21 protein-coding genes and 2 pseudogenes are annotated in these 25,402 nt (G+C 60.2%); 13 read left to right on the forward strand and 10 right to left on the reverse strand.

From position 1 onward, the window contains the following. Positions 1–44: 44 nt before the first annotated feature. The 7 genes and pseudogenes from FHT79_RS06205 to FHT79_RS06230 all read left to right on the forward strand — a co-directional run bounded on the left by FHT79_RS06205 (position 45) and on the right by FHT79_RS06230 (position 6,073). A complete protein-coding gene (locus FHT79_RS06205) occupies positions 45–554 on the forward strand; it encodes a hypothetical protein (protein ID WP_028758187.1) in 510 nt (169 codons plus the stop codon). Then, positions 551–1,723 carry a class I SAM-dependent methyltransferase gene (locus tag FHT79_RS06210; protein WP_183903077.1) on the forward strand — a complete coding sequence of 391 codons (1,173 nt, stop codon included), beginning with the start codon at positions 551–553 and terminating at the stop codon, positions 1,721–1,723. The genes FHT79_RS06205 and FHT79_RS06210 overlap by 4 nt, the downstream gene beginning before the upstream one ends. After that, positions 1,723–4,080 carry a SpoIIE family protein phosphatase gene (locus FHT79_RS06215; RefSeq protein WP_183903314.1) on the forward strand — a complete coding sequence of 786 codons (2,358 nt, stop codon included), beginning with the start codon at positions 1,723–1,725 and terminating at the stop codon, positions 4,078–4,080. The genes FHT79_RS06210 and FHT79_RS06215 overlap by 1 nt, the downstream gene beginning before the upstream one ends. A 4-nt stretch (positions 4,081–4,084) precedes the next feature. Continuing rightward, positions 4,085–4,645: a hypothetical protein gene (locus FHT79_RS06220; RefSeq protein WP_028758184.1), complete on the forward strand. Its 561-nt coding sequence runs from the start codon at positions 4,085–4,087 to the stop codon at positions 4,643–4,645. Positions 4,646–4,652: 7 nt separating this feature from the next. Beyond that, the gene (locus tag FHT79_RS06225) at positions 4,653–4,991 is read left to right on the forward strand and encodes a hypothetical protein (RefSeq protein ID WP_028756789.1); all 339 of its coding nucleotides are present in this window, start codon (positions 4,653–4,655) and stop codon (positions 4,989–4,991) included. Further along, positions 4,991–5,101 (forward strand): annotated as a pseudogene (locus tag FHT79_RS32050) (GFA family protein); the annotation flags it as partial. The gene FHT79_RS06225 and the pseudogene FHT79_RS32050, both read left to right, overlap by 1 nt. Before the next feature lie 324 nt (positions 5,102–5,425). Next, positions 5,426–6,073 carry a hypothetical protein gene (locus FHT79_RS06230; protein ID WP_183903078.1) on the forward strand — a complete coding sequence of 216 codons (648 nt, stop codon included), beginning with the start codon at positions 5,426–5,428 and terminating at the stop codon, positions 6,071–6,073. A gap of 132 nt (positions 6,074–6,205) precedes the next feature. Here the strand turns inward: FHT79_RS06230 and FHT79_RS06235 are convergent, their stop codons facing one another. After that, positions 6,206–8,989, reverse strand: coding sequence for an EAL domain-containing protein (locus FHT79_RS06235; RefSeq protein ID WP_063475187.1), 2,784 nt, complete (start codon positions 8,987–8,989; stop codon positions 6,206–6,208). Positions 8,990–9,162: 173 nt separating this feature from the next. Further along, positions 9,163–9,296 (reverse strand): annotated as a pseudogene (locus FHT79_RS06240) (dihydrofolate reductase family protein); the annotation flags it as partial. 50 nt (positions 9,297–9,346) lie between these two features. Here FHT79_RS06240 and FHT79_RS06245 point away from each other — a divergent pair. After that, the gene (locus FHT79_RS06245) at positions 9,347–9,949 is read left to right on the forward strand and encodes a hypothetical protein (RefSeq protein ID WP_028758227.1); all 603 of its coding nucleotides are present in this window, start codon (positions 9,347–9,349) and stop codon (positions 9,947–9,949) included. 329 nt (positions 9,950–10,278) lie between these two features. On the opposite strand, the gene FHT79_RS06250 is transcribed toward FHT79_RS06245, so the two are convergent. From FHT79_RS06250 to FHT79_RS06270, 5 genes are all read right to left on the reverse strand, one after another. Next, positions 10,279–12,411 carry a beta-galactosidase gene (locus FHT79_RS06250; protein ID WP_028758226.1) on the reverse strand — a complete coding sequence of 711 codons (2,133 nt, stop codon included), beginning with the start codon at positions 12,409–12,411 and terminating at the stop codon, positions 10,279–10,281. A gap of 17 nt (positions 12,412–12,428) precedes the next feature. Then, positions 12,429–13,574 (reverse strand): sn-glycerol-3-phosphate ABC transporter ATP-binding protein UgpC, encoded by a 1,146-nt coding sequence (ugpC, locus tag FHT79_RS06255; RefSeq protein WP_028758225.1) that lies wholly within the window; start codon positions 13,572–13,574, stop codon positions 12,429–12,431. Positions 13,575–13,620: 46 nt separating this feature from the next. Beyond that, on the reverse strand, positions 13,621–14,472 hold the full coding sequence (locus FHT79_RS06260) for a carbohydrate ABC transporter permease (protein WP_028756795.1): 852 nt from the start codon (positions 14,470–14,472) through the stop codon (positions 13,621–13,623). Further along, positions 14,472–15,356: a sugar ABC transporter permease gene (locus tag FHT79_RS06265; protein WP_028758224.1), complete on the reverse strand. Its 885-nt coding sequence runs from the start codon at positions 15,354–15,356 to the stop codon at positions 14,472–14,474. Before FHT79_RS06265 ends, FHT79_RS06260 begins: the two co-directional genes overlap by 1 nt. Positions 15,357–15,630: 274 nt before the next feature. After that, positions 15,631–16,905 (reverse strand): ABC transporter substrate-binding protein, encoded by a 1,275-nt coding sequence (locus tag FHT79_RS06270; protein ID WP_028758223.1) that lies wholly within the window; start codon positions 16,903–16,905, stop codon positions 15,631–15,633. Between the two features lie 193 nt (positions 16,906–17,098). On the opposite strand from FHT79_RS06270, the gene FHT79_RS06275 reads away from it, so the two are divergent. From FHT79_RS06275 to FHT79_RS06285, 3 genes are all read left to right on the forward strand, one after another. Next, positions 17,099–18,322 carry an ROK family transcriptional regulator gene (locus tag FHT79_RS06275; protein WP_028758222.1) on the forward strand — a complete coding sequence of 408 codons (1,224 nt, stop codon included), beginning with the start codon at positions 17,099–17,101 and terminating at the stop codon, positions 18,320–18,322. Positions 18,323–18,494: 172 nt separating this feature from the next. Further along, positions 18,495–18,761 carry a DUF2277 domain-containing protein gene (locus FHT79_RS06280; protein ID WP_028758221.1) on the forward strand — a complete coding sequence of 89 codons (267 nt, stop codon included), beginning with the start codon at positions 18,495–18,497 and terminating at the stop codon, positions 18,759–18,761. 148 nt (positions 18,762–18,909) lie between these two features. Beyond that, the gene (locus tag FHT79_RS06285) at positions 18,910–19,296 is read left to right on the forward strand and encodes a cupin domain-containing protein (RefSeq protein WP_028758220.1); all 387 of its coding nucleotides are present in this window, start codon (positions 18,910–18,912) and stop codon (positions 19,294–19,296) included. 80 nt (positions 19,297–19,376) lie between these two features. Here the strand turns inward: FHT79_RS06285 and FHT79_RS06290 are convergent, their stop codons facing one another. Beyond that, positions 19,377–21,053: a globin-coupled sensor protein gene (locus FHT79_RS06290; protein WP_028758219.1), complete on the reverse strand. Its 1,677-nt coding sequence runs from the start codon at positions 21,051–21,053 to the stop codon at positions 19,377–19,379. Between the two features lie 547 nt (positions 21,054–21,600). Between FHT79_RS06290 and FHT79_RS06295 the strand changes: the two genes are divergently transcribed. Continuing rightward, positions 21,601–22,215: a 3'-5' exonuclease gene (locus tag FHT79_RS06295; RefSeq protein WP_028758218.1), complete on the forward strand. Its 615-nt coding sequence runs from the start codon at positions 21,601–21,603 to the stop codon at positions 22,213–22,215. A gap of 71 nt (positions 22,216–22,286) precedes the next feature. Here the strand turns inward: FHT79_RS06295 and FHT79_RS06300 are convergent, their stop codons facing one another. Together FHT79_RS06300 and FHT79_RS06305 are read right to left on the reverse strand one after the other, a co-directional pair. Further along, a complete protein-coding gene (locus tag FHT79_RS06300; protein WP_047610662.1) occupies positions 22,287–22,745 on the reverse strand; it encodes a DUF4168 domain-containing protein in 459 nt (152 codons plus the stop codon). 228 nt (positions 22,746–22,973) lie between these two features. Continuing rightward, the gene (locus FHT79_RS06305; protein WP_028758216.1) at positions 22,974–23,837 is read right to left on the reverse strand and encodes a DMT family transporter; all 864 of its coding nucleotides are present in this window, start codon (positions 23,835–23,837) and stop codon (positions 22,974–22,976) included. 90 nt (positions 23,838–23,927) lie between these two features. Here FHT79_RS06305 and FHT79_RS06310 point away from each other — a divergent pair, with 90 nt between their 5' ends. Beyond that, positions 23,928–25,397, forward strand: a complete 1,470-nt coding sequence (locus FHT79_RS06310; protein ID WP_246713937.1) for a PLP-dependent aminotransferase family protein — start codon at positions 23,928–23,930, stop codon at positions 25,395–25,397. Positions 25,398–25,402 lie beyond the last annotated feature (5 nt).

Here is a 25,402-nt window from a genome sequence, read left to right on the forward strand (position 1 = left end):
TTCGGAATCAACCTGACGCCCCGGACAAACGAATGGAGGGTGTAGTGGAAAAGGAAGCATCTCGCTTCGATGACCATGCATTTGCGCCGATGGTATCGCTGGAAATGAATACCGCCATGTTCAAATCGCGATGGCAGTTTTGCGACAGGATCACGGAATATCTCTCCGACATTCTCGGCCAGGGTCACAACGATCCCGCTCGATATTCGAACTTTCTTTCCGTCGCAGCCAACGAGCTCATTGAACTCGCTTTCCGTTCAACGGGTGAGTTGGGAAGGATACGTTTCAGTCTCTATCGGAGCGCAGCATTCAATCGGCTGAGAATTGCGTTTCCCGGCGAGGAAGCATTTGGCCGCAAACAAACGAGTGCGAGATCAGGCGAATATCTGCCTGTCCCCGATACCGAGTCTGGATACTTGGTCATGAAATCCGATGGGACGGTTTTGCTCAGCGATTTGGCAACAATATTCCGCGCCGCTATCCGAATTGAGAAAGACGGCGGACAAGGGATTCAAATCATTGCGGATTTCCCCTCGGCCGAGGACTTCCGATGAACCTGCTGCTGCGACCTTTCACGGTTTATTTTGATCCGACAAATCAGGAGCTGGTGCTGTCTGGCAAGATGCGGCCCGAAAGTGCCGCTGAGATTGGCGATGCTCTCGAACTGGTGCAGCAAAGTTTGGAAAAATACGGCGGGGTCGTTTACCTCAACGTCAAACGTCTGACGCATATCAACATGACTGCCTTCTCTGCCCTGTCGGATGTCCTCGCGGCAACCTGCCGGGCCAGGCCGGAACGGAAGATCGTCATCGTTACGTCAAGCGTGGTGGCATGGTCGACCTCGTTATTCCAAACGCTTGCGGCATCACAACCAAACTTGTCGGTCGAGGTCTACGATTCGGCATTCTATCCGGGCCAGAGCTTTGTCGAGGATGAGACTTTCATTCCCATCCTCCGCACCCAGACGAAAATGACATGGCGACATGAACGCGAACTGCTGCCGCGCCACGGCCTGCGCAACGGTCTTGCCATCGCCGATATCTGCTGTGGAATAGGTGATTTCGCGGCCTTGGTTCAACGGGAATTCAAACCGGCACGCCTTGTCGCGCTGGATCATTCGGTGCGCAGCCTCGAATATGCGCGCAGGGTCGCTACCGACTTCGATCTACAGGGAATCGAGTACACCTATGGCGACGCCTCGCAAATGTTGCTGCGAGACAATCAATTCGACTTTGTGACCTGCCGTCATTCGCTGCAGATTTTCAACCGTCCCGAGATGCTCCTGCGGGAGCTTTACCGCATCTGCAAGCCCGGCGGCCGCGTCTACATCACCAACGAAAAAAATTCTCATTGCCTTGGGGAGCCACATGCTGACACGATAAAATGGACTTACGAGGAGGTCGCCAAACTGTTCAGCCACTTCGACATGGATGTCGAGATGGGGCCGAAAAGCCGCCATCTCCTTGCCGATGCAGGCTTCGACAACATCAAGGTGGATTGTTTTATGGTAACGAACCTCGACGGCGATCCCCAAGACTTCGCAGACGTCATCGAAGCTTGGGAAAATGTCTACGCCGGTGAGATGGCCGTCCGGCGGGGCGACTCAATAGATTTCATTCGCCGGTTCCGGCAGGGATTCAAGGACCATGCCTTTGCCGCTCTTCACCCCAAGGGTTATGCGGGCTGGCCCATCTGGGCGGCCTCCGGGCGAAAGCCGCTGTGATGGACGCACGCTCATCGAAAAGACCGGCAAGATTGGGCTCATTTCGGGCAAAGTTCATCCTGGTCGTCGGTGGAGCCGTTCTCTTCGACTTGCTGGTCAGCGGTGGACTGGCGCTTTGGAACGTTCAGAGACTGTCGCGCGACGCAACCCTCGAAGTCGGCCAAGGTCTTGAAGCGGCAAGCCAGGAATACATTCGCACATATGCTGATTCGACCGCGGCGCAGGTAAGTTTGCTCCTGCGGCAGGTTCATAACGACGTCGGCACCTTGGCAGGGGTGCTCCAGGCGCAGATCGATGATCCCGAGCGCAATTCCGACGTCGGCGCGGCGATCGCTCGCACATCTCCCGGCAGCGTCAGCCTGTCCTACGATCAAAAGACGAACTGGTCTCAGAACGCTCCGGGCTCCGCCTCGGTTGTGAGCGTTTGGGGTTACTTGCTCGGACAAGACCATCAGCCAAGGCCCGACGTCCAGAGCGATATCCAGACCAGTGCGGTTCTCGACCTTGTTGCGCCGAGCCTGCTGCAGCGCGGTGCTTCGAAGCTGCAGATGTATTTCATCGGCTCGAAAGAACGACCAATCTTCAGGACGGCGCCTTACACCGACCAGGCTCAGACCTTCGACCGCCTTTATCCCGGACACAACGAGGCCAATTTCTGGGACTTCTTTTTTCCCGGACTTTACGAGTCCTGGCAGGGCTGGGCCAAGGACATGAAAACGCGGCCGGTCGCGGACGATATAACACAGACTGCGCCATATACGGACGCCATTACCGGGAAACTGATCGTTTCTTTCTTTCAGCCACTGTGGACCGCCGACAGGAAGGATGTCGCCGGGACGGCCGGTGCGGACATCACACTCGACCAGCTCGCGCAGACTGTTGAAAATGTGAAAGTGGCCCAGTCCGGCTTTGGATTTCTCGCAATGTCCGACGGAAATGTTGTGGCGATCAACGGCACGGGCGAAAAAACTCTCGGTCTGCGTTCTGCGAGCGATGCGAGCGGAGCCGGAGTGACTGGACTGGAGCGCTCCCTCAAGGGAAGCGCCCAGCCTGCGATCGCAAAACTGGCCCTTGACCGCGAACAGGGCATCCAACATTTGATGTTGCAGCAGGACGGTAACGAGGTCCCCTATATCGTTATCGTCAAAAGACTCCCTGCGACCAATCTCTGGGTCAGCGGCCCGGTGCGGCAAGAGGCGATGTCTCTTGGAGTCGTTGTGCCCGAACGAGAAATCGAAGCCTCGCTCTATGCGGCCCAGGCCAAGATTTCAGAGGCTACGAACCGGATCGTGCTCTACCAAATTCTCGCGATCTTACTGTCGCTGCTGGTTGTGACGATCGCGGTATTTGCGGCTTCGAAACGAATAACGGGCGGGATCAGTGCACTTGCAGATGCAGCCAAGCGGATTCAGGCGAAGGACTATTCGGTCAGGGTGGCCATATCGAGCAAAGACGAGGTCGGTGAGGCTGGCGAAGCATTCAATCGGATGGCTGAGCAGATCAGCTATCACACCGAAAATCTCGAGCAACTCGTCGAAGAGCGAACTGCTCAAATCGAAGATGCAAAGGAAGAGATTTCGACGCTGAACGCACAGCTCGAGCGAGAAAATCGACGTCTTGGAACCGAGCTCGCCGTCGCCGAGAGAATCCAGCTCATGGTCCTTCCGCTGCATCAGGAGCTCGAGGAGTTTCAAGCCCTCGAGATCGCCGCCTATATGAGGCCGGCCGAAGAAGTCGGCGGCGATTATTACGACGTATTGAAGAACGGAAATCGGTTGAAGATCGGCATCGGCGACGTCACCGGACACGGGCTCGAAAGCGGCGTGCTGATGCTGATGGTTCAGTCCGTTGCCCGCGCCCTGCAGGAAGCCGGAAACACCGATGCCGTCAAATTTCTCACAGACCTGAACAGCGCCCTGTTTAAAAATATCGTCAGGACCAAAATCGACAAGCATCTCACTCTGGCGTTTCTTGACTACGACGGTAAAGAGATGATTCTATCAGGACAACACGAGGAAGTTGTGATTGTGCGGGCGAACGGCGATGTCGAGCGCATAGACACCATGGATCTGGGCATGCCGATCGGGCTGGAAGCCGATATTTCTGCGTTCATCAAAACCCGTGAGATAGCGTTCGCGACGGGGGATCTCATACTCTTGCATACGGACGGCGTAACAGAAGCAGCAAACGACGGGGGAGAACTCTTTGGCATTGAACGTCTCTGCCGCGAAGCACGTCGCTTGAAGGATCAGAGTGCTGAGAAAGTCGTTTCCGGAATTGTAGCGGCATTGATGCGCTTTGTCGGATCGCAGAAGATTTACGACGACATCACGCTTCTCGCAGTGCGGCATAGGTGAGACAATGACGCCAACGGTATACGGCAAGGAATCTCTGGCGGGCATAAGCTTAGGTTCGGCCACTCGCCTCACGTTAAGCGATGGACCTCTTCAGCTTGGATGGAAGCACTCGGGAATGACGGCGGACTTCATAGCGGAAGTCATGGCTCTGCCCTATTCACGTTCAAGGAAAGATTACACGCAGGCGCATCATGACATCGGATATCTCAGCAATGAGCTGATTGAAAATGCCGTCAAGTTTCGACAACCTGGGGAGATCCTCATTGAAGCCGGCATATTCGACGGAGCCTTTTTGATAAGGGTCAAGAACACGATCGATGGCGTGACATCGTCCCGCTTCCAGCAATTGCTGCATCGCCTCCAATCGAAAGATCCCGGGGAACTTCTTCTTGAGCAAATCGAAACCAACGCCATATCGGCAACGAGCGGTTCGGGCTTGGGATTGCTCACCCTTCTGAGCGACTACGACGCAAAAATGGCTTGGGCATTCGAAGAGAACAATGACCAGCGTATCATACTGACGACGACTGCAGCTGTGGCGATGCCGCCCTCCTCCAATCTGTGAGCGAAGAATGGAAATCAGCGACGAAAACTTCCGCGTATGGGCGGAAAGAAACCAGGTATATTTCGACGGCGTATTCCGGCTGGCCGGACCGGACGCCTATGCGCCCATTTATTCATTGATTTCGGGTCTGCTCCATGAGGGGCACAAACAGGTGACGTTCAACCTGACGGGTCTCGAGTTCCTCAATTCCTCCGGCATAAATCTGTTGGCCAAGCTGACGATCGAAGCCAGAAAGATGGGCGATCTCCTGCTCGTCATCAAAGGCACCAATCAATATCCCTGGCAAGCTAAGTCTCTGCCGAACCTGAAGAAGTTACATCCGCTTATTGATTTACGTCTGGGGTGATTGCGCCGCCGCCTCTCGTTCGGGATCTGCCTGTCGATCATTTCGACGGCACGGACACGTTTGAAGGCCCTCCATCCAAAGGACGCTGCGTACGCAACCCTTGGTTCTGACAATCTGCGATGTCTCAGCTTCCGGCCGACTGCGAAAAATCCACCGGCGGCGGATCGCCGGCTCCAAGTTCCGGTAAAAGATCGTCCGGTGTTCAGCTGCTTCAGCCACGCCGAGCACCTACTCCCTCTTCACGGCGTGTCGCCACATCAGCCAACCTGGCTGACGATGTGGATTTATCAAATATTTCAACTTGTTTAGGACCATAGTCCCCACCGACGTCGGACCTCGTGCCGATGTGCGATACGCAATCAGCGTCTAACCTCTCACATCTCCCTATGCAGTGCAGTTGCACCGCACTTGATGATCTGACTCGGAGGAAAATGATGCGGATAGCAACCTTAGCGTCCTTGGCCGTGCTTTCGCTGGCTCTTGCAGCAAGCCCGGCTACGATTGCCGGGATCGACGTTGCCGCGCTGGCAAAAGACGGTGGGAGCGGTGGGGGCAATGGTGGTGGCAACGGGGGCGGTCATGGCGGCGGCAACGGAAATAGCGGCAGTCACGGCAACGGCAACCAGGGTAGCGGTTCAACCCATGGCAGCTCTAAATCCTCAGGCGTGAAAGGCAAATCCACCGAAGCAGGAAGCAAGTCCAAATCCGCGAAGGCTGATGGGACCAAAACCGTCACGAAAGAAAAGAACCTGTCGGCGCAGATGGCAGGCCTGAACTCCCTGAAGCGAAATTACAGGGCGCTGATGCATACGTCGGACCCGCGCATGACCGCCATCGCGGCCTATGCCATGGCTTATGCCCAGTATGAACTCGACAATGGCATCGAGCCCGCCGCCGATGACCCTCTATTAGGGGACGAGGCGCTGGAGGACGCATTGGCTTCCGCAACGAAAACCGGCCAGGTCAGCCCGGCGGTTTTGGCCGAAGCCAAGTCAATCCTCGGGGTTGGCGAGGCGAACGGGAAGATCGATCAAATCCGCGCCTCGCTGGAGAACGCCGCGCCGGAGACATCCGAGGAATAGGCTATAAACAGGTGCGAGCAGTGTGGAGCTGACAAGTATGGCTCCGCACTAAACTACGAGAGAGCATTTCCGTTTTGTTTCAGTACGGAGATGCTCTTTTTTTCTCATGAAACACTACGCCGTGGCGATGCCTCAAGCCGCCTTCTCAGCCACCGCCTCGCGCATCGCCTGCGGCCTTCCGAGCAGGTAACCCTGCGCCTCGTCGCATTGCTCTTCGAAAAGCGTATCGAGCTGCGCCTGCGTCTCCACGCCTTCGGCGAGCACTGGAACCTCCAGGCTGCGGCCGAGCGCCAGGATGGCCCGGACAATCGCCTTGGATTGCGCGTTGCTCTCGACCTCGGCCATGAAGCTCTTGTCAAGCTTGATCTTGTCGAAGGGGAAGGCGCGCAGCGTCTCCAGCGACGAGTAGCCGGTGCCAAAATCGTCGATCGCGATCGAGACGCCGAGCGCCTTGATCTCCCGCATGGTGCGCAGGGCCTTGTCCTTGTCGATGATGATAGAGCTTTCGGTGATCTCGATTTCGAGGCGTCGCGGATCGAGGCCGGTCTCCAGGAGGATGCTGGCGATGACGGCCGCCATGTCGGCATGGCCGAGCTGGATCGGCGAGAGGTTGACGGCGATCTTGTGGCCGCTGTTCCAGCCTGCGGCCTCCCGGCAGGCTTCCCGCAACACCCATTCGCCGATCGGCAGGATCGCGCCGCATTCCTCGGCAAGGCCAATGAAATCCATGGGCGGGATGTTGCCGCGTTCGTGATGGCGCCAGCGCAGCAGCACTTCATAGCCGGTGATCTCTCCCGTCCGCACCGATTTCTGCACCTGATAATGCAGATGAAGCTCGTTGCGGTCGATGCAGGCCCAGAGATCGTTGGCGAGCGCGCGACGGCGGCGCGCGGTCTCGTCCATGGCAGCCTCGTAGAAGCAGACTTTCTGCAGCAGCGATTGCTTGGCCCGGTACATGGCTAGGTCGGCATTGGCGAGAAGCCCGTCCACGCTCTCCGCATCGCCGGGATAGATGGCGACGCCGAGGCTGGCGCCGGTCTTGATCTCGAAGCCGTCGACCGAAACCATTCCGGTCAGCGCGCCTTCCAGGCGGCCGATGAAATCGTGGAGCGCGCTCAGATCGTCGAAGCGCTTGGTCGCGGCGAACTCGTCGCCGCCGAAGCGGGCGATGAATTCGCCCTCCTGCCGTGCCTCGCCGAGACGGCGCGTCAGCTCGACAAGCACCAAGTCGCCGGTGCCGTGCCCATGCTGGTCGTTGACCTCCTTGAACTTGTCGAGATCGATACCGATGACCGCAACCCTGCCCCTCATCCGGTCGGCGACCATCATTTCCTCGGAGACGCACTCGCCGAACTCCAGCCGGTTCGGCAGGCCCGTCAGCGCGTCGTGCTTGGCCAGGAAGGCGACCTGCTCCTCGGATTTCACGCGATCGCTGATATCCTCGAAGGTCACGACCCAGCCGCCGTTTGGCAGGATGTTGACATTCTGCTGGATAGAGATGCCGCTTGGATATTTGTGAACCGCACTGCCGGCCCCGCCCCGGATCAGCGCCATGTTCCTGATGTAATGGGCCTCGGCCCGCGCCGCCGCTTCCGCCGGGGTCTCGGCGTGGGCGGCATAGCCGACCTCGACGATCTCCCTGTAGTACATTCCCGGACGCACCGACCCTTCGGGAAATTTGAAGATTTCGAGATAGCGCTTGTTGCACAGCACCAGGCGCTCATCCGCGGCGAACATGCAGATGCCCTGCCCCATGTTTTCGAGCGCGACATCGAGATTGCGGCTGACCTCCTCGATCCGGTCGGCATCCGCCTTCTGCTTGCTGTTGTCCTTGGTGATCTTCGCATAGCCGATCAGCGCTCCGGTCTCGTCGTAGATCGGGTCGATGACGACATAGGCCCAGAAGGAGGAGCCGTCCTTGCGATAGCGCCAGCCCTGCGCCTCGAACTTGCCCTCGGTGCGGGCGGTCGCGAGCGCCCGCTGCGGCAGGCCGTTCCGGCGATCTTCCGCCGAATAGAACAGCGAGAAATCCTTGCCGACGATCTCCTCGGCGCGATAGCCCTTGGCGCGCTCGGCCCCGGCATTCCAGTTGCTGACCTTGCCGTCGGGATCGAGCATATAGATGGCGTAGTCGGTGACGCCCTGCACCAGCAGCTTGAAATTGCGCTCCGCCTTGGCGGTCTTGGCCTCCGAGCGCACGGCGAAAATGGCCGCCGCAAAACCCGCCGCCAGCAGCGAAAAGGTGACGGCGGCGATCGTCACCACCATGATCGCGGGCGAAAGCAGCGTCGCGGGATCGAGCGCCACAATGCCAGGCGTGACGGTGACACCCGCCATCGCGGTGAAATGCAGCGCGACGACACCTGATGTCAACAAAAGCGTCGGCGCGAGCCCGCCGAGAAGCGACCGCTCGTCCCTGACCGCAAACCGAAAGGCCGCGACCGAAAAGACGATGCCGAGGGTGAACGAGGCCGTCACGAACCCGCTATCCCATGAGATCGCTCCCGGGAATTCGATGGCGAGCATTCCAGAAAAATGCATCGACCCGATGCCGGCGCCGAAGAGCACGCCCGCCAGAATATTCGCCGTCCACCTGGTATAGGCGATCTTGGCCGCGATCGCGCCCGTCGTCGCGACGATCGCGACCAGCAGTGAAACCAGCGTCAAGCCGGCATGATAGCCGACGACGACACCTGGATCATAGGCCAGCATCGCAACGAAATGCGTCGCCCAGATCCCGAAACCCCCAGCCGCCCCCGCCGTCCCGATCCACACCCACCGGGCAGCGCCATCGGAAGACATCGCCCGATCGAGCAGAACCATCGCGCAAAGGCTGGCAAGAAAGCAGATCAAACCCGCGAGACCGACCAGCGTGAGATTATGCTGCTCGGTGACGCACGTCAGAACGGTGAACATGGAAAAGGACCCTCGATTTGAGGGGTTACGCTATGGGGCGGGCGTTTAAGGAAGGTTGAAGTGGAGGGGGCAGCTAGCGGAAAAGACGGGTGTTTAGGCGGGTTGGAGGTGGGGTTGTGGCATTAGGGTTTATCGCGGGTGTCTTGGCATGGTGAATGGATTTTCGACTGGCGCGGAGGGCGAGGCCCCGCGAAATAGGTCTTGCCCTGCCCCACCACGACCGGGTGCAGGTAGATGATATTCGTCGATCAGGCCAAGTTCGGTCAGGTTGTTGGGCAAGGTCCGGGCCGGCGACTTCGATCTCCCCAATTTCACCCAAGCACCATGGTAGCGGACTTGGATGAGTTGGAATCTGGGATGTCGATCTTGCTAAGAAGTTTGTCGCTACTGGTTGGAATAACATTGGCGGCATCAGCCTTTGGCAATTGCTTAACCGCCAATCAGACCAAACAGGGCGTACTGCTAACCAGAGAAGTGCCTTTCCTTTCCGTATTCTACAAGCCGAACGGTCCGGGTCTCACCGAACAAAAGCTGGTGGAGCGTAACCGTTCACTGCAGCCGGTGTCGGCCGTATATTTGCACCCCCTGCTCGTCGAAAAGAGAGTTGGTCCCAACGGGACGCATGAGCTGAAATACGCGAATGCGATTGCGTTGGACGATCTACCACAGAAGAAAAACTGGCAATCCGACACTACGCTTTTCATCAATGGCAAAAAATCCGTTTCGGGCACTACTTTTATTAGGTTCGACGGCTTGGGAGAGGAAACTATTGCATCTTGTTCCTACAAAGTTTGGGCCATCAACAGCCGTCTGGAACTGACGGGATTGCCTCCGATTATTTTCGAACAATACTATTCCCCCGAGCTTCGTCTCGTTCTTCATTCGGTAAGGCTCGGTCCCTCCGGCCAGCCGTTGAGCGAGGTTCGATTTGATCGGCTTCAAATTGGCTGGGGCAACTGATTGATCGTGAGGTCAAGCTGCCAGCACCCCCGCATGCCTGGGTTGATGAGATGACGAAATACTGGAAACTTCAGGGCTGAAGTGAGTACCAGGCGGAGCATCAGCAAGATCAAGAACCATATCCTGACGATTGGGTAGCTATCCAACGCGCCTTTATAGATAGCCTGTAATTTTGCGGATTGACCACGATCGATGGTCAGTTGCCTTAGTTTTCAAGGCAACTGGTCTTTCGAACGAGATTCTGCACTTGTGCCCAGGTGCGGTCAGGTACACCGCCTGTTGAACACGCGGGTCCACTTTCCGTCACCGCCATTCAATATGCCGCAACCTCACCCCTCCAACTCCACAATCGCACACCCATACCCGTCAAGCTCCAGCCCTCCCGTCACCCTCTTCTCCCCATCCAGCAGATCCCGCCCGGCCGGCACGCCACCGACCGTCACAGCCTGATCCGTATAATTCTGCACAAACAGCAGCCGCCGCTCCTTGTTCATCCGCATCGTCACCTCAACACCCTCCGGCAGCCCGCCGACCAGCGGCTCGATGCCGGCGGGGGCGAAGAGGCGTTCGGTCAGCGCCTCGGTCAGATCAGGCGTGAGATAGGTGCCGAGATAGATGACCTGTCCCTTGCCGACCTTGCGGGAGGTTGCCATCGGCTGGCCTTCGGCGTAGCGGTTGGACCAGGCGGCGATCACCTCGACGTCGGGGTCGATGGTGAGGTTTTCGTAGAAATGGCCGGCCGTCATTTCACGGTTGCCGATCTTGAAGCGGCGCTGGCGGCGGTTGCTTTCGGCCGGTTTGTTCGGCGGAATGACGAGGCCGCCGGAGCGCTCCATCACGTCGAAGAGGCCGTTGGCGCCCGGGGCTGTCAGACGGCCGAAATCTTCGACGCGCACGCCTGTCAGCTTGGAAAGCGCAGTGCCGGGCGCCGTCTCGCGGATAACGTGGTTGTCTTCGTTGCGGGTGCCGGTGCGCGCGCCGATGACGACGGTGCCGCCTGCTTCGGCGAAGGCTTCGAGCCTGGCCGTCCATTCGTCCTTCCACATCACCCAGTGCGGAACATAGAAGAGCTTCAGCCTGGAAAGATCGTCCTCGGGATGAATGAAGCCGCAGGCAATGCCGCGGTCATAGCAGTATTGGTGCAGCAGGATCGCATCGTCCTGCGGGCTTGGCAGGCCGATCGGATAGGTCTTGTGGGCTTCCTGATTATCGAAGTCCGATCCGGCAATGCCGACATCCATACGCACATAGGTGCCTAGGATCTTGGGCGCTAGCGCCGTCATCTCGGTGGCGAAGCGCTTGGCCTCCTCATAGCGATGGCGACCGATATCGTCATGGTCGATGATGCCCATCCAATAGATCTCGGCGCCGAAATGGGCCGGCCGCCAGCGGAAAAACATCAGGCCGTCAGCACCATGAGCAACCGAGGAAAGCGCCATACGGCGCAACTCGCCCGGCTCCGGCGTCAGCGTGCAGAAGCCCGGCTGGCTGCCGAAACCCGACTGCTGCTCGGGCACGATGTAATTGCCGGAGAAGCCTCGGCAGATATCGAGGTGCAGCGCCTGAACCTTGGCGTGATTGCCGAGCCGCTGGAACTCGTCATAGAGCATCGGATAGATGTCGTAGCCGACGAAATCGAGATCGGTGGAGAACTGGCCGCGAAAGTCGATATCCCGCAAGCCGCCGAGATTGTGGAAGACGAACCAGGATGGTTTGACGGCACGCAGGATCTCCACCTGGTCATGCTGGAAACGCGCCGTCGAGAAGGCGAGAAAGCGGTGATAATCCTGCAGATGGCCAGGGCTCGGGAAGGTCGGGCCGAACTCGATCGGCAGCACCACCTGGTCGAAACTGTCATAGGCCGTCGCCCAGAAATCACCGCCCCAGGCCGTATTGAGCTTTGATATCTCGCGGTATTTGCCAGCGAGGAAGGCCTGGAATTCGGTGAGCGTCGCTTGGGAAAAGCTCTCCGGCATGCTGGTGTTCAGCTCATTGTCGGTCTGCCAGCCGACGACATGGGGATTGCCGCGATAATGCTCGGCCATCGCCCTGGTGATGCGTTTGCTGTGCTCGCGGAAAACGGGGCTTGCCGTGTCGCAGTGCTGGCGCGAGCCATGGCTCATCGGCCGGCCCTTGCCGTCGACCCTCAGTATCTCGGGATGGGCCACGGTCAGCCAGCGCGGCGGCGTCGCCGTCGGCGTGCACATGATCGTGTCGATGCCGTAGCGGCCGAGCATGGCGATCGCCCGGTCGAACAGATCGAAATTGTAGGTGCCGAGCTTCGGCTCGAGAATGTGCCAGGCGAATTCTGCCATTCTGACCACGTTGAAGCCGGCTTTCGCCATGCGCTCGGCGTCGCGCTCCCAATAACTTTCGTCGACATGCTCGGGATAGTGCGGCGCACCGACGAGGAAGCGATCGGTCTTGACGGGGTTCCATACGGAGAGGGTCTTGTCGGACACGGTGGGGTTTCCTGTGATTATCTGTCGAGGATGGTTTTGCGGGCGCTGATCGTGCGTCCGCCATCGGGCGAGAAGAGATAGAGTTCGCTGGCGTCGAGCTTCAGCGCGACGTTCTGATCGGCGGCAAAAGGCGCGACATAGCTGAGCTGCACCGTGATGTTGCCGGTGCCGCTCTCCGAGGCGACGGTCCTGAGATTGCCGGCGTCGATATAGAGAATGGTCTCGCGGCCGAGATGCTCTACGAGCCGGACCTGACCGTTGATCGCCCCGCCTTGGCTGCCGTCGGCGACCACCGAGATGTTCTCCGGCCGCACACCCAGCGTCAGGCTGGCGCCTTTCGCCAGCGCTGTCGCCTCCGCCAGTTCCACCGTCACCGGCACAAGGCCGGGCGCCGAAACCGTGATATTGCGGCCGGACACCTCGTCGACGGTGACGCCGAGGAAATTCATTCTGGGCGCGCCGAGGAAGCCCGCGACAAAGAGGTTGTCGGGGTTGCGGTAGAGCTGCAGCGGAGAGCCGACCTGCTCGATCACCCCCTGGTTCAAGACGACGATCCGGCTTGCCATGGTCATGGCCTCCACCTGGTCGTGGGTGACATAGACCATGGTGGCGCCGAGTTCCGCATGCAGGCTGCTGAGCTCGACACGCATCTGGGTTCTGAGCGCCGCATCGAGGTTCGACAGCGGCTCGTCGAACAGGAAGACGTCGGGGGAGCGAGTGATCGCTCGCCCGATCGCTACGCGCTGCCGCTGTCCACCGGAAAGCTGCTTCGGCCGCTTCTCCAGCTGGTCGGTGATCCTCAGGATCTGGGCGGCGCGTGCCACGGCCGCCTCGATTTCGGCCTTCGGCCGTTTGGCCATGCGCAGGCCGAAGCCCATGTTCTCCGCTACCGTCATGTGCGGATATAGCGCGTAGGACTGGAAGACCATGGCGATGCCGCGGTCGCCCGGTTCCTGCTTGGTGACGTCGCGGCCGTTGATCAGGATCTGGCCGGAGGAAATCGCCTCCAGGCCGGCGATCGATTTCAAAAGCGTGGATTTGCCGCAGCCGGAGGGGCCGACCATGACGATGAACTCGCCTTGCGCGACGGAAAGATCGATGCCGCGCAGCGCATGATAGGCGCCATAATTCTTGTTGATCTCACGGAGTTCGAGACTGGTCATGCGTCCTGGCTCTCTGTTGTTGAAACTGGAAAATCGAAGTGCTGGATCATCCCTTCACCGCTCCCATGGTCAGGCCGGCGATGAAGTGCCGCTGCATCAGGAAGAACATGATGACCGGCGGCACGGCGACGACGATCGTGCCGGCCGAAATCAGGTTCCAGGCAGAGACCCATTCGCCGCGCAGATTGGCAAGGCCTGCCGTGACCGGCTTGACGCTGTCGCTGACGGTCAGCACCACGGCCCAGAAATAGTCGTTCCAGATGAAGGTGAAGATCAGGATGGCAAGCGCTGCCAGTGCCGGCCGCACCAGCGGGATCGCCACGTGCACGAGCGTCTGGAAGGGAGAGGCGCCTTCGGCGCGGGCCGCCTGGAACAGTTCGTCGGGAAGTGCCGCGATGAAATTGCGCATGAAGAGTGTCGCAAAGCCTGTCTGGAAGGCGACGTGGAAGATGATCAGCGCCGCCGTCGTGTCGATCAGATCGAGCTGCACCATCAGGTCGCGCACCGGGATCATCATGATCTGATGCGGCAGGAAATTGCCGCCGACGAACAGCGCAAAGATCAGCATGTTGCCGGGAAAGCGGTACCGCGACAGCACATAGCCGGCGAGTGTGCTGAGCGCCAGGACGCCGATCACCGAGGGAACGGTGATGATCAGGCTGTTGAGGAAGTAGCGGGCCATCGGCGTCTGCGTGAAGACATCAGTATAATTGTCGATCACGCCGATGCCGGTCGGCCATCCCCACAGATTGCCGCCCATGACATCCTCGGTCGTGCGGAAGGAGGTCAGGATGATCGCAAACAGCGGGCAGAGCCAGAGCAGCAGCACGATGACGACGGCGAGCACATAAAAGCGTCGCTGCCAGACGGCGGCTTCGGGAATAGGACGAGGATACATCAGCCTCCCCTTTCTTCGGTGCGGATGATGCGGCTGAGGTACCAGGCGATGAAGGCGGCCATGATCACGAAGAGCACGGAGGCGATCGCGGCGCCGTAGCCGAAGCGATAGGAGAAGATCGACTGCTCGAACATCTGGTAGGCGAGAACCGACGACGAGCCGAACGGACCACCGTTTGTCATCACCGACACCATGTCGAAGGATCTGAGCGCGCCGACGACGGTGACGGCAATGGCGATGAAGGTGACCTGAGTCAGTTGCGGCAGCACGATGTGCCACAGCATGTTCCAGCCCCTCGCCCCGTCGACACGGCCGGCCCCGATCAGCTCTTCGCTGAGATTGTTGAGACCTGCGAGATAAAGCACCATACAGAAAGTGATCTGCGGCCAGAGTGCTGCAATCACGATGGCGAAGGTGACGAAATGCTCGTCGGAGAGAACCGCCGGCGCCGTAGCTCCAAAGGCCTTGAAGATCAGCGCGAGCAGCCCGAATTCCGGCGTATAGACCCAGGTGAAGACGACGCCGACGGTGACCGAGGCGAGCACCAGCGGGATGAAGAACAGCGATTTCAGAAAGCGCATGCCGCGGATCTTCTGATTGACCAGCAGCGCGATAGCGAGGCCGAGCGGCGGTGCCGCCATGAACATGACAAGCCAGATCAGGTTGTTCTTCAGCGACACGTAGAATTGCGGATCGTCGTAGAGCTCGACGTAATTGCCGAAGCCGATCCACACCATCGGGCCGAAGCCGTCCCAGTCGTGCAGGCTGATCCAAACGCTCCGGACGGCCGACAGCAGGATGACGGTGAAAAACAGCAATATCGCCGGCGCGATGAGCAAAGTCGGGGTAAGCCACCAACGCTGGCGGCGCCATAATGTCTGCATTTCAGGAGCCTCGTTTACGACAAAAGCAAGCGGCGAACTGCCCCTCATCGGGCTGCGCTGGTCGGGCTGCCCCTCATCCGGCTGCCGCCACCGAGCGGGGTCGAGCCACGGGTCTCGACCCGTCCTTCGGACCCACGCTCGCGGGGCGAAGAGACGAAGCCGCAACCCCTCCGCCCCCCGCACACTTCTCGCAGGGCACGTCCCCTCTCCCCGTCAAAACGGGGAGAGGGTGAGGGTGAGGGGCAACCATGAACGCCAGGACGAGCGGCCGACGTCAGATCTTGTAAATCCGCTTACGCGTGCCCTCGAGGCGCGTCAGGATGGCCTTCCGCCGTTCGGGTTTGGCCATGAATTCCTGGAAGCCGACGAGGCCGGCCTGCGCCATGTCGGGGTCGCTGTCGCGGTCGTAATATTGCGACGTGCCCTCTACCGTTTTCATCGTCTCGACGGCAATGTTGACCAGCGGGTCCTTGCTGGGCGGCAGGTCGTGGCGCGGCGGCACGTTGCCGCCCGGCTCCAGATAGGCCGCCAGATTCTCAGGCTTGTAGAAATAGGCTAGGAATTCGCGCGCGCCCTGCTTGTTCTTGGCCTTCGCCGGAATGTGGATCGAATTGACCGAAAACTCTTCGAAGTGGCCGACCTTGGCGTCGAGCACCGGGAAGGTCGCATAGGAGAGCTGCGGCAGATCGTCGGCGGTGAAGGCCGAGCGCAGGAAGGCGCCTAAGTTCATCATGCCGGCCTTCTTCTGCGCCAGCAGCGCCGCGGCCTCCTGCCAGCCGAAGGATGTATGGTTGGCCGTGAAAAAGTCCTTTGATATCATCGCTTCCCACTGGTCGAACACGGCCGTCAGCGACGGATCGAGATAGCTCATCTCGCCATTCATCAGCGCCATGTGCTTGTCGAGGCCGTTGATGCGCAGGTTCATCTGATCGAACCAGCCGGCAGCCGGCCACAATTCCTTGGTGCCGATCGCAACCGGCGTAATGCCTGCCGCCTTGCACTTGTCGCCATAGGCCATGAATTCCTCGGCGGTCTTCGGCACGGTCAGCCCATGCTGCTCGAACACATCCTTCCGGTAGAACATGCCCCAGAGCGTGCCGCCTGTGGGAAGGCCGTACTGCTTGCCGTCTTCGGTAACGGCCCCCGCCGTCGCGCCGAGCACGTCCTTGTACTTTTCCTTCTCGAAAAGATCGGAGATGTCGTCGAACAGGCCGCGCTTGACGAAGGCGCGCATGCGGTTGCCGGAAAACCAGGAGCAGACATCAGGCGCGCCGGCGACGAGATAGTTGCGGATGGCCGTCTTATGGGCCTCGTGATCCATATTGTTGATGACGACGTTGACGCCGGCTTCCTTGCTGAAGCCCGCGGCGATTGCCTTCAGCGCATCGAGCGCGGCCCCATTGTTTTCGGCCGAGATCATCGTGACCTCTTGGGCCTGCGCGATCGCGGGAATTGGAAAACTGCCGGTGACCGCAGCGGCAGACACGATGCCCGCACCCTTCAGGAAGCTCCTGCGGGTGGCTGACGGAAATTGCTTTGAAAATGCCATTGAATTCCTCCCAGTTGATCGATCGACATCTCCCGACCGCCGCCTCCTCCATGAAACGACCGACCAGGCTTTCAACGCTGCGATCCACCCCAATTCCAGCGATAATCCGCCTGGCTGAGTTGATCCGCGGCCGAACTTATGCATAGATCTTTGCAGCTCGCAATAATTAATTTACAAAATTAAGGAATGCAAAGTGAAGCTCAAAGGCGACCAAACCACGGCGAGAGCCATGAACCGACGCCTCATCCTCAACCTCCTCAGGCGCGAGGGACCGAGGAGTCGCGCCGACATCGCCACCGTCATCGGCTTGAGCCCGGCGGCCGTGACCTTCGTTGTTTCAGACCTGCTGGAGGAAGGCATCGTCGTCGAAGGCAAGACCGTGCCCGGCCTCACCGGCCGCCGACCGATCCCCGTGGATATCAACTACGAACACGCGCTTGCCGTCGGCTTCAAGCTGATGGTGGATTCGGTGGAATGCGTGGCGACCGACCTCGCCACCAACCCCATCGCCGCCATGCGGGTAAACCTCGACGGCCATGAGCCCGAGAAGGTCGCCGACCTGTTGGCGGGTACCGTGCCGGAACTGGTGAAGCTCGCCGGCCGTCCCAACGCCAAGCTCGCCGGCATCGGCATCTCCATGCCGGGCGTCTTCAACCACGAACAGACCGCCTGCGTGCGCAGCCACCGCTTCAGCTGGGACAACGTCCCCCTCGCCTCGCTGGTCGCAAACCGCGTGCATGTCCCGGTCTGGCTGGAAGACGATACCAACGCCTATGCCATCGCCCAGCAACTCTTCGGGCTCGGCCGCCAACATCGCAACATGGCTGTCCTCGCCGTCGGCGTCGGCATCAGCTGCGCGCTCGTCATCGACGGCAAGCTCTATCGCGGCGCAAATGGAGCGGCCGGCAAGTTCGGCCATACCCTCTTCGAAGAGAACGGCCGGCTCTGCGAATGCGGCAAGCGCGGCTGCCTGATGGCCTATCACTCCGAAGCTTCGATGCTAAGGCGCTGGCGGGAAGCAACTGGCCGAGACGAGCTCGATCTGCCAGAACTCTGCAAGGCGCTCACATCAGGCGACCCCACCGCCCTCGCCCTCGTCGCCGATTCCGGCCGCGGCATCGGCACCGCCCTTGCCAATCTCGTCAACATCACCGATCCCGAAGTCATCGTCGCCGGCGGCGAAGCCGTCTCCCTCGGCGATCCTTTCCTGGTGCCGCTGCGCGAGGCGCTGGCCGCCCGAACCTTCAGGACCGCGCCACCGCTTTTGCCCGACTGGGAAGACAATTCCTGGGCAAGGGGTGCCGCCGCCCTGGTGACGCAGAAGATCTTCGACTTTGAATCGTCGGGTGGGGTGACTGATATTGCGACGCTGGGAGGGGTTAGGTTGAAAGCGCCGGGGTCTTCGTCGGCGGCTTGAGCGATGAGCTCATTGCTGCTGGCGGACGTGTGGTTTCGGCAGCTTGCGAGCACCGCGAAGGGATCACTGGGTGGGAAGTTCCCATGGTCGGTTGCAATTCGCGCTCGTGCGACTAGTTTTTATGCCGGGCCACGCTCCCTCGGTGGCAAAGAGAAATGACCGTGAGCAAGCCATGTGCCGAAATATAAAACCACTGTTCAATTTCGATCCGCCAGCGACGGACGAGGAGATTCATGAGGCCGCGCTGCAGTTCGTACGCAAGCTGAGCGGAGCGACCAAGCCGTCGAAGCGCAACGCGGTTGCGTTCGAACGCGCGGTCGGTTCGATCGCTGCTTGCGCCCGCGAACTGCTCGATTCACTGGAGACGTCTCAACCGCCTCGCGACCGCGAGGAAGTAGCGGCGAAGGCGCGCGCGAGAACCGCGATCCGCTTCGCGTAAGAAAAGTCCCGTCCTCGCAGGAGCATAGGCCTGCAGATACACTGTCTTACAAAAATGGGGGTTTCCAGACACATCCCTGGTTCAATCATCGACTGAAATACCGATGCGGCCGATGAGCCGAAAATGGTCAATTCAGAAGGATGCAACGATGAAAATGATCCAGGCTATCGCACTCGCCCTTGTTCTCGGCGGCGCAGCAGCAGCGCAGGCAGAACAGCCGCTGCAGCGCACCGATCTCATCAGGAACGATATTGACGTGCCCGGCCACGAGGCTATTCAGGTCCGCGTCGATTTTGCTCCCGGCGTTCTCGCCCCCAAGCACTCGCATCCCGGCGAAGAGATCGCATTCGTCATTGAAGGAACATTGGAATACCAGCTCGAAGGCGCAGAGCCGGTGACCCTTAAAGCCGGCCAATCCTTGTTCATTCCATCAGGCGTCGTTCACTCGGCGAAGAACATCGGCAGTGGCAAGGCGTCGGAACTGGCGACCTACATCGTCCGCAAGGGAGAGACCCTCGTCGTGCCTGCGAAGTGAGACCACATCAGCATTGAACCGCCGGCACGTAAAGCGCTCACGCTCGGACCTTTGGTCCGAGCGCCCGCTAGGTGACGATCTCAGAACTCGTCCCACTGGCCGCTCGCCAGCGCCGCGTTGCCCTGTGTCTGATACGCCTTGGCGACCCTGGCCTTGAGTTCGCGCGCGGGAGACCCCGCATCCGTCGGCTTCGCCGGCGCCAGCCTTGGGGGAGCGGAAGATGCGGACCTCTTGCCGATATGGAATTGGCTGAGCATTTCCGCGATCCGTCCGATCTCCCGGACAAGAGCATGGCTTGCGGCCGTGGATTCCTCCACCATGGCGGCATTTTGCTGCGTGCCCTGATCCATGGCATTGACGGCCATGTTGATCTCGGCAAGCGCGGTCGCCTGTTCGCGCGCCGCCTCGACGATCGAGCAGATATGATGGTCGATCTCCTTGACCTCATCGACGATGACAGCCAGCGCTTCTCCCGTTTCCCCAACCAGCGAAACGCCTGTCTTGACCTGCTCGCCGGAGGTATTGATCAATTCCTTGATCTCTTTTGCCGCCTTGGCCGAACGCTGGGCCAGCTCGCGGACTTCCTGGGCGACGACGGCAAATCCCTTGCCGGCCTCACCGGCGCGCGCGGCCTCGACGCCGGCGTTAAGCGCCAGCAGGTTCGTCTGGAAAGCAATCTCGTCGATCACGCCGATGATGCTGGAAATCTCACGCGATGAACTGTCGATCGCGCCCATCGCGGTAACCGCCCGCTGGACGATCTGGCCGGATTTTTCCGCACCGGCGCGCGCCTTTGAAACCAGCTGCCCCGCCTCCTCCGCGCGCCTGCTGGAATCCTTGACGGTCGTGGTGATCTCTTCGAGCGCGGCAGCAGTCTCCTCGATGGAAGCTGCCTGTTGCTCGGTGCGCTTGGCAAGCGCGTCGGCGGCGGAGCGAATCTCCTGCGATCCGGCATGGATCTGCGACGCGGCGGAATCGATCTCGCTGATCGTGCTCGTCAATTGATCCAGCGCGTGGTTGAAATCGTCACGCAGTTGGTGATAGGCGGCAGGCAGGTCATCGGTGATGCGATAGCTGACATCCTTGGCGACGATGGCGGACATCGCCTTGCCGAAACAGTCACTCACAAGCTTCTGCTCGCTCGCAATCGCTTCCGCCTGGGCCTTCTGCTTGGCGATTTCCGCTTCGTCGATATAGACCGAAATGGCCAGATCCATATCGAGCATCACGGCCTTGACCAGACTTGCCAACGCCTTTGCGAAGTCCGCCGGCTTCATGGTTTTCTTGGAAAACATTCCGCCTTTTGGAAACATCTCCTCGACAGCGCTCTTGATCAGGTGGTCGACAAGGATGGCGTAGCCGCCGATATACCATCTGGGCTCCAGGCCGATACGCGCGTGAACGGTGCCGATGGTACGGACCTTGGCGACGTAGTCCTCATTGAAGTTGCCATCGGATATATTCGCCCAATGCCCCACCTGGGCGCCCTTGGCTCTGGCAATATGCTCATCCGACGAAAAGAAGCGCTTGACCTCGGGGCTGTTGCGCAACTGCGCATAGAATTTGTCGAGACCATGCGGCAATTCCCGCTCGATCAGCGCTTTCAGCGAACGGATCCCGGCACGCCCTTGCTGGTCGAGCCCCATGAATTCGAGGCGACGTTCGATATTCCGGTTTTGCGACCCGGCATCGGCCTGTCCGGGTGTCGGGTGCCCATGAGCCTGATGACCAGTGGGGGCATGGGAATAGTTCGACATTGGCACCTCTTAGAGACAGAACTTCGGTAACTGATGTGGCGCGGGAATCCGTCTCCGAAACCCGTATTCATAGCAGCTTGTCGTGCAGACCCCGCCCATCGGACAACCGCGAATTGACGGCCGGCATGGTTTGGAAAGAGTAAATTCCCTTGATAAAACACAATTATTCAACGCCCTTTGGATACACGCGCGGATTTTGGATGCTCTTGCGCAAAGCCGGCATTGTCGAGAGCAACGTCTCGGACCGACGGTCCGCACAGACTGTGGATGCCAAGCCCTTTCAATGATACCCGTTCGCCTCGGCCAGCCGCAGCAGCGCGTCATTTTCGTCTGCGACGCCTTCCGTCAGGCGGGCAGCGGCAATTACGGGAAGCCAGGCCAGGATGGCACCGACCTCCACCTCGGCCACGGTGGACGAAAACAGGTGAGCGAAATTGTCGAAACACGCATAGGACGAACGGATCGCTGATGCCTGTTATAGAGAACTTGTCGGGCCACGATGGAGGGTATTCAGTCCGAAGCTCCAACTACGAGGGGAACGTCGGCCATGAAGACCGCCATCATATTCGACTGTGAATTTCTTTGCCTCGAAGGCTCGCAGCGCAGATTTTGGTGCGCGGCCCACGATCCCGATCCTGTCATTGCGCAGATCGGAGCCGTCAAGCTCGGACTCGAAGGCGAGTTTCCGATCCTTGGCACGTACAAGTCCTACGTCCGGCCCGTCGACCGCTTCGGCAAGCGGTATCCGCTCGATCCATACTTCACCCATCTGACCGGCATCACCGAAGAGGATATCGACGCCCATGGCGTGGCGCTGGAGGATGCGCTTTCCGGTGTCGACAGCTTCTCGGGCGGCGCCCGGTTCTGGTCCTGGGGTAAGGATGAGATGAACATGGTGGCCATCAGCTGCTATGTCGCAGGCATCCAGCCTTCCATCCCGGCCCGCCGGTTCGACAACGCCGTCAAGCTTCTCATCGCAGCGGGCATGCCGATCGAGGATTTGGCAAAGACGCCCAGCAACAAGCTGGCCGACTACTACAACGTCGACCATCCTCCCTTGCAGGCGCATGACGGGCTCGACGACGCTCTGTCGCTATCGTACACGCTGCAGCATCTGATGAAGATCCGGAAATTGCAGCCCGAGGTTTTCGATCGGCTCTGAAGGCACGAGACACCAAGGGCTTGAAGCAGCGCCCGGCCAAACGGCGGGCACTGCTTTCTAGGGCGGGCAGCTTATTGCTGCTGTTGCGCTGGCGCCGCCGGCGGCGGCGTACCGATCTTTTCCAGAACCTTCTTGGCCAGGGCCGGGTCGCTCTGCGCGGCGGTCAGGATCGAGGAATATTCCTCGACGGAGATGCCGTTGGAGGCTTCGACGGTATCGACCATCTGCTTCTTGGCTTCATCCTGTAGCTTTTGCTTGGCAGCCTCGTCCTTCGTCGCGCCGATCTTGGCCGAATATTCCTGGCGGACCTTGTCGACCTGCAGATAAGCAACGGCAAAGGCCTCGATTTTCTGATCGCTGACGGGTGCGGCCGCGCCGTTGCCACCGGTCTGTCCCTGCATCGGCGCCTGGCCTTGTGCCGGCGGCTGCTGTTGCGCCTGGGCCATATCAACAGCGAATGCCGGGCTGAAAGCAAGCAGGCTGAAGACCGCAGCGGTCATCGTTGCGACGGGTGTGTAACGAGTGATCATATTCGTTCCTTTTCACGTGCATGATTTGAGCGGCAGCAGAACCGCCTCGGTCGATCGCTCAGCCGTTGGGGCTGGCGAGGTCGCGACGATGGAACCTTTAAGAGGGCACGGTGCGGCGGCAACGGGGCGATTTGCTGACGATTGAGCGGCGGCTTTGTGACTGTCGACATGTCGGCTGGTGGTCACCGCACCGTCACTTCCAACCACTTGCCGTGACCGGAGCAACCGCTACCGCGCAAACCTGCGGGCGCCGGCCACGCACAGAATGACGGCGACCGTGACGGCGAGCATGGCCCAGGTCACAGGCTCGTGCAGCAGGGTGGCAGCAAGCGCCAGGCCGAAAAACGGCTGGAGCAGCTGCAGCTGGCCGACGGCGGCAATGCCGCCCTGCGACAGGCCGCGATACCAGAAGATGAAGCCGATCAGCATGGAAAACAGCGAGACATAGGCAAGACCCAGCAGCGCAGGCGTTTCAATGCCGGAAAAGCTTGCCGGCCGATGCAAAAGCGCGACCGCGACCATCACCGGCAGCGACAGCACCAGCGCCCAGGAAATCACCTGCCAGCCGCCGAGCGTGCGCGAAAGCCTGCCGCCTTCGGCATAGCCGAGGCCGCAGACGATGATCGCCGCCAGCATCAATAGGTCACCGATCGGTGACGCAGTCAGCCCTTGCGCCAGCGCGAAGCCCGCCACCAGCGCGCTGCCCAGGATGGAAAACAGCCAGAATGCCGGCTTCGGGCGTTCTCCGCCGCGGATCACGCCGAAGATCGCCGTCGCCAGCGGCAGCAGGCCGACGAAAACGATCGAATGAGCTGATGTGACGTGCTGCAGCGCCAGCGCCGTCAGCAAGGGAAAGCCGACCACGACGCCGAGCGCGACGACGGCAAGGGAGAGGGTATCGCGCCCGCTCGGCCGTTTCTCTCTGAAAGCGATCAGCAGGCCGAGGGCGAGAATGCCGGCGATCGCCGCGCGCGCCACGGTGAGAAAGACGGGATCGAACTGCATCACCGCCACGCGCGTCGCCGGCAGCGATCCGCTGAAGATCACCACCCCGATAAAACCATTGATCCATCCCGATGCCATGCGGTCCATGATGCGCTGCACTCCTTCTTTTCCCATCTCTTATCGGCCAACGGCGATAGTCATGACAGTAACAGTCTGATACGATTTCGTGAAACTGTAATGGTGCGGAAAGCAATACAGATGAATGAAGGACGCACACGCGTAGAGATGGTCGTCGCGACGATCAGGCAACGCATTGCCGGGCGCAGCCTGACGCCGGGCGCAAGACTGCCGTCCGTCCGGGGGCTGGCGGCGACGTTGAAGCTGTCGACATCGACGGTCGTCGACGCCTATGAGCGGTTGGTCGCCGAAGGCGCGATCCTGGCAAGACCGGGTTCGGGGTTCTATGTCGCCAACCAGGCAGCCCCGTTTGCGCTTGCGCAGAGCGGACCGAAGCTCGACCGCGCCGTCGATCCGTTCTGGATATCGCGGCAATCGCTGGAGGCTGATGAAACAGACCTGAAGCCCGGCTGCGGCTGGCTGCCACCCTCCTGGCTGCCGGGGGAAGGGATGCGCCGCGGGCTGAGGACGCTTGCCCGCGCCGACGGGCCGGCCCTCGCCGACTACGGCTCGCCGCTCGGCTTGCCGCAACTGCGCCAGCTGATTTCGCGGCGCATGGGTGAACGGGGGATCGAAGCCTCCCCTGAGCAAATCATGCTGGCAGATTCCGGCACGCAGGCAATCGATCTGCTCTGCCGTTTCCTGCTGGAACCCGGCGACACGGTGCTGGTCGACGATCCCTGCTATTTCAACTTCCATGCGCTGCTGCGCGCCCATAGGGCAAAGATCGTCGGCGTCCCCTATACCCCGTCCGGTCCCGATATCGAACTGTTCGCGCAAGTCGTCGCCGAAGAGCGGCCGCGGCTCTACATCACCAACTCCGCCATCCACAATCCCACAGGCGCAACGCTTTCCCCCGTGACGGCCCACCGGCTTCTAAAACTCGCCGAGCAGTTCGATCTGACCATCATCGAGGACGATATCTTCGCCGATTTCGAATATTCGCCGGCGCCCCGCCTTGCCGCCTTCGACGGGCTCGAGCGGGTCATTCACATCGGCAGCTTCTCGAAGACCCTGTCGGCCTCGGCCCGCTGCGGTTTCGTCGTGGCAAAACCGGAATGGATCGACGGACTGACAGATCTCAAGATCGCCACCTCCTTCGGCGGCGGCCGGCTGACGGCGGAACTGGTGCTGAACGTCCTGAGCGACGGCAGCTATCGCAAACACATGGAGACGCTGAGACACCGGCTCTCTCGGGCGATGAGCGAGGTCTCGGCCAGACTGAAGGGCTTAGGGATAACGCCGTGGCTGGAGCCACAGGCCGGGATGTTCCTCTGGTGCCAGCTGCCCGAGGGCATCGATGCGGCCGATGTGGCGCGCGCTGCATTGGAAATGAGGATCGTTTTGGCTCCCGGAAACGCATTCAGCCTGTCGCAATCGGCGACCAATTTCATGCGCTTCAACGTGTCTCAAACACTCGATCCGCGGGTGTTCGAGGTGTTGGGCGATGCACTGGCAGGACGAGGACAATGGAGGTCGGAGGCACAGGCTCAAGCGCCTTCTTCTCACTGCGTCCAGGCCCTCTCATGAGGGCG

It is taken from the genome of Rhizobium sp. BK212, assembly GCF_014197475.1.
In the GTDB taxonomy this organism is placed as follows: Bacteria; Pseudomonadota; Alphaproteobacteria; order Rhizobiales; family Rhizobiaceae; genus Rhizobium; species Rhizobium anhuiense.

What these genes read in the sequence shown, in the direction of transcription:
- FHT79_RS06225 (WP_028756789.1), top strand. Translation starts at nt 4,653, where the DNA reads ATGGAAATCAGCGACGAAAACTTCCGCGTATGGGCGGAAAGAAACCAG.
- FHT79_RS06210 (WP_183903077.1), top strand. Translation starts at nt 551, where the DNA reads ATGAACCTGCTGCTGCGACCTTTCACGGTTTATTTTGATCCGACAAAT.
- FHT79_RS06290 (WP_028758219.1), bottom strand. Translation starts at nt 21,053, where the DNA reads ATGTCGAACTATTCCCATGCCCCCACTGGTCATCAGGCTCATGGGCAC.
- FHT79_RS06215 (WP_183903314.1), top strand. Translation starts at nt 1,723, where the DNA reads ATGGACGCACGCTCATCGAAAAGACCGGCAAGATTGGGCTCATTTCGG.
- FHT79_RS06310 (WP_246713937.1), top strand. Translation starts at nt 23,928, where the DNA reads ATGGTGCGGAAAGCAATACAGATGAATGAAGGACGCACACGCGTAGAG.
- FHT79_RS06295 (WP_028758218.1), top strand. Translation starts at nt 21,601, where the DNA reads ATGAAGACCGCCATCATATTCGACTGTGAATTTCTTTGCCTCGAAGGC.
- FHT79_RS06305 (WP_028758216.1), bottom strand. Translation starts at nt 23,837, where the DNA reads ATGGACCGCATGGCATCGGGATGGATCAATGGTTTTATCGGGGTGGTG.
- FHT79_RS06265 (WP_028758224.1), bottom strand. Translation starts at nt 15,356, where the DNA reads ATGCAGACATTATGGCGCCGCCAGCGTTGGTGGCTTACCCCGACTTTG.
- FHT79_RS06260 (WP_028756795.1), bottom strand. Translation starts at nt 14,472, where the DNA reads ATGTATCCTCGTCCTATTCCCGAAGCCGCCGTCTGGCAGCGACGCTTT.
- FHT79_RS06285 (WP_028758220.1), top strand. Translation starts at nt 18,910, where the DNA reads ATGAAAATGATCCAGGCTATCGCACTCGCCCTTGTTCTCGGCGGCGCA.
- FHT79_RS06220 (WP_028758184.1), top strand. Translation starts at nt 4,085, where the DNA reads ATGACGCCAACGGTATACGGCAAGGAATCTCTGGCGGGCATAAGCTTA.
- FHT79_RS06280 (WP_028758221.1), top strand. Translation starts at nt 18,495, where the DNA reads ATGTGCCGAAATATAAAACCACTGTTCAATTTCGATCCGCCAGCGACG.
- FHT79_RS06245 (WP_028758227.1), top strand. Translation starts at nt 9,347, where the DNA reads ATGTCGATCTTGCTAAGAAGTTTGTCGCTACTGGTTGGAATAACATTG.
- FHT79_RS06230 (WP_183903078.1), top strand. Translation starts at nt 5,426, where the DNA reads ATGCGGATAGCAACCTTAGCGTCCTTGGCCGTGCTTTCGCTGGCTCTT.
- FHT79_RS06235 (WP_063475187.1), bottom strand. Translation starts at nt 8,989, where the DNA reads ATGTTCACCGTTCTGACGTGCGTCACCGAGCAGCATAATCTCACGCTG.
- ugpC (WP_028758225.1), bottom strand. Translation starts at nt 13,574, where the DNA reads ATGACCAGTCTCGAACTCCGTGAGATCAACAAGAATTATGGCGCCTAT.
- FHT79_RS06300 (WP_047610662.1), bottom strand. Translation starts at nt 22,745, where the DNA reads ATGATCACTCGTTACACACCCGTCGCAACGATGACCGCTGCGGTCTTC.
- FHT79_RS06270 (WP_028758223.1), bottom strand. Translation starts at nt 16,905, where the DNA reads ATGGCATTTTCAAAGCAATTTCCGTCAGCCACCCGCAGGAGCTTCCTG.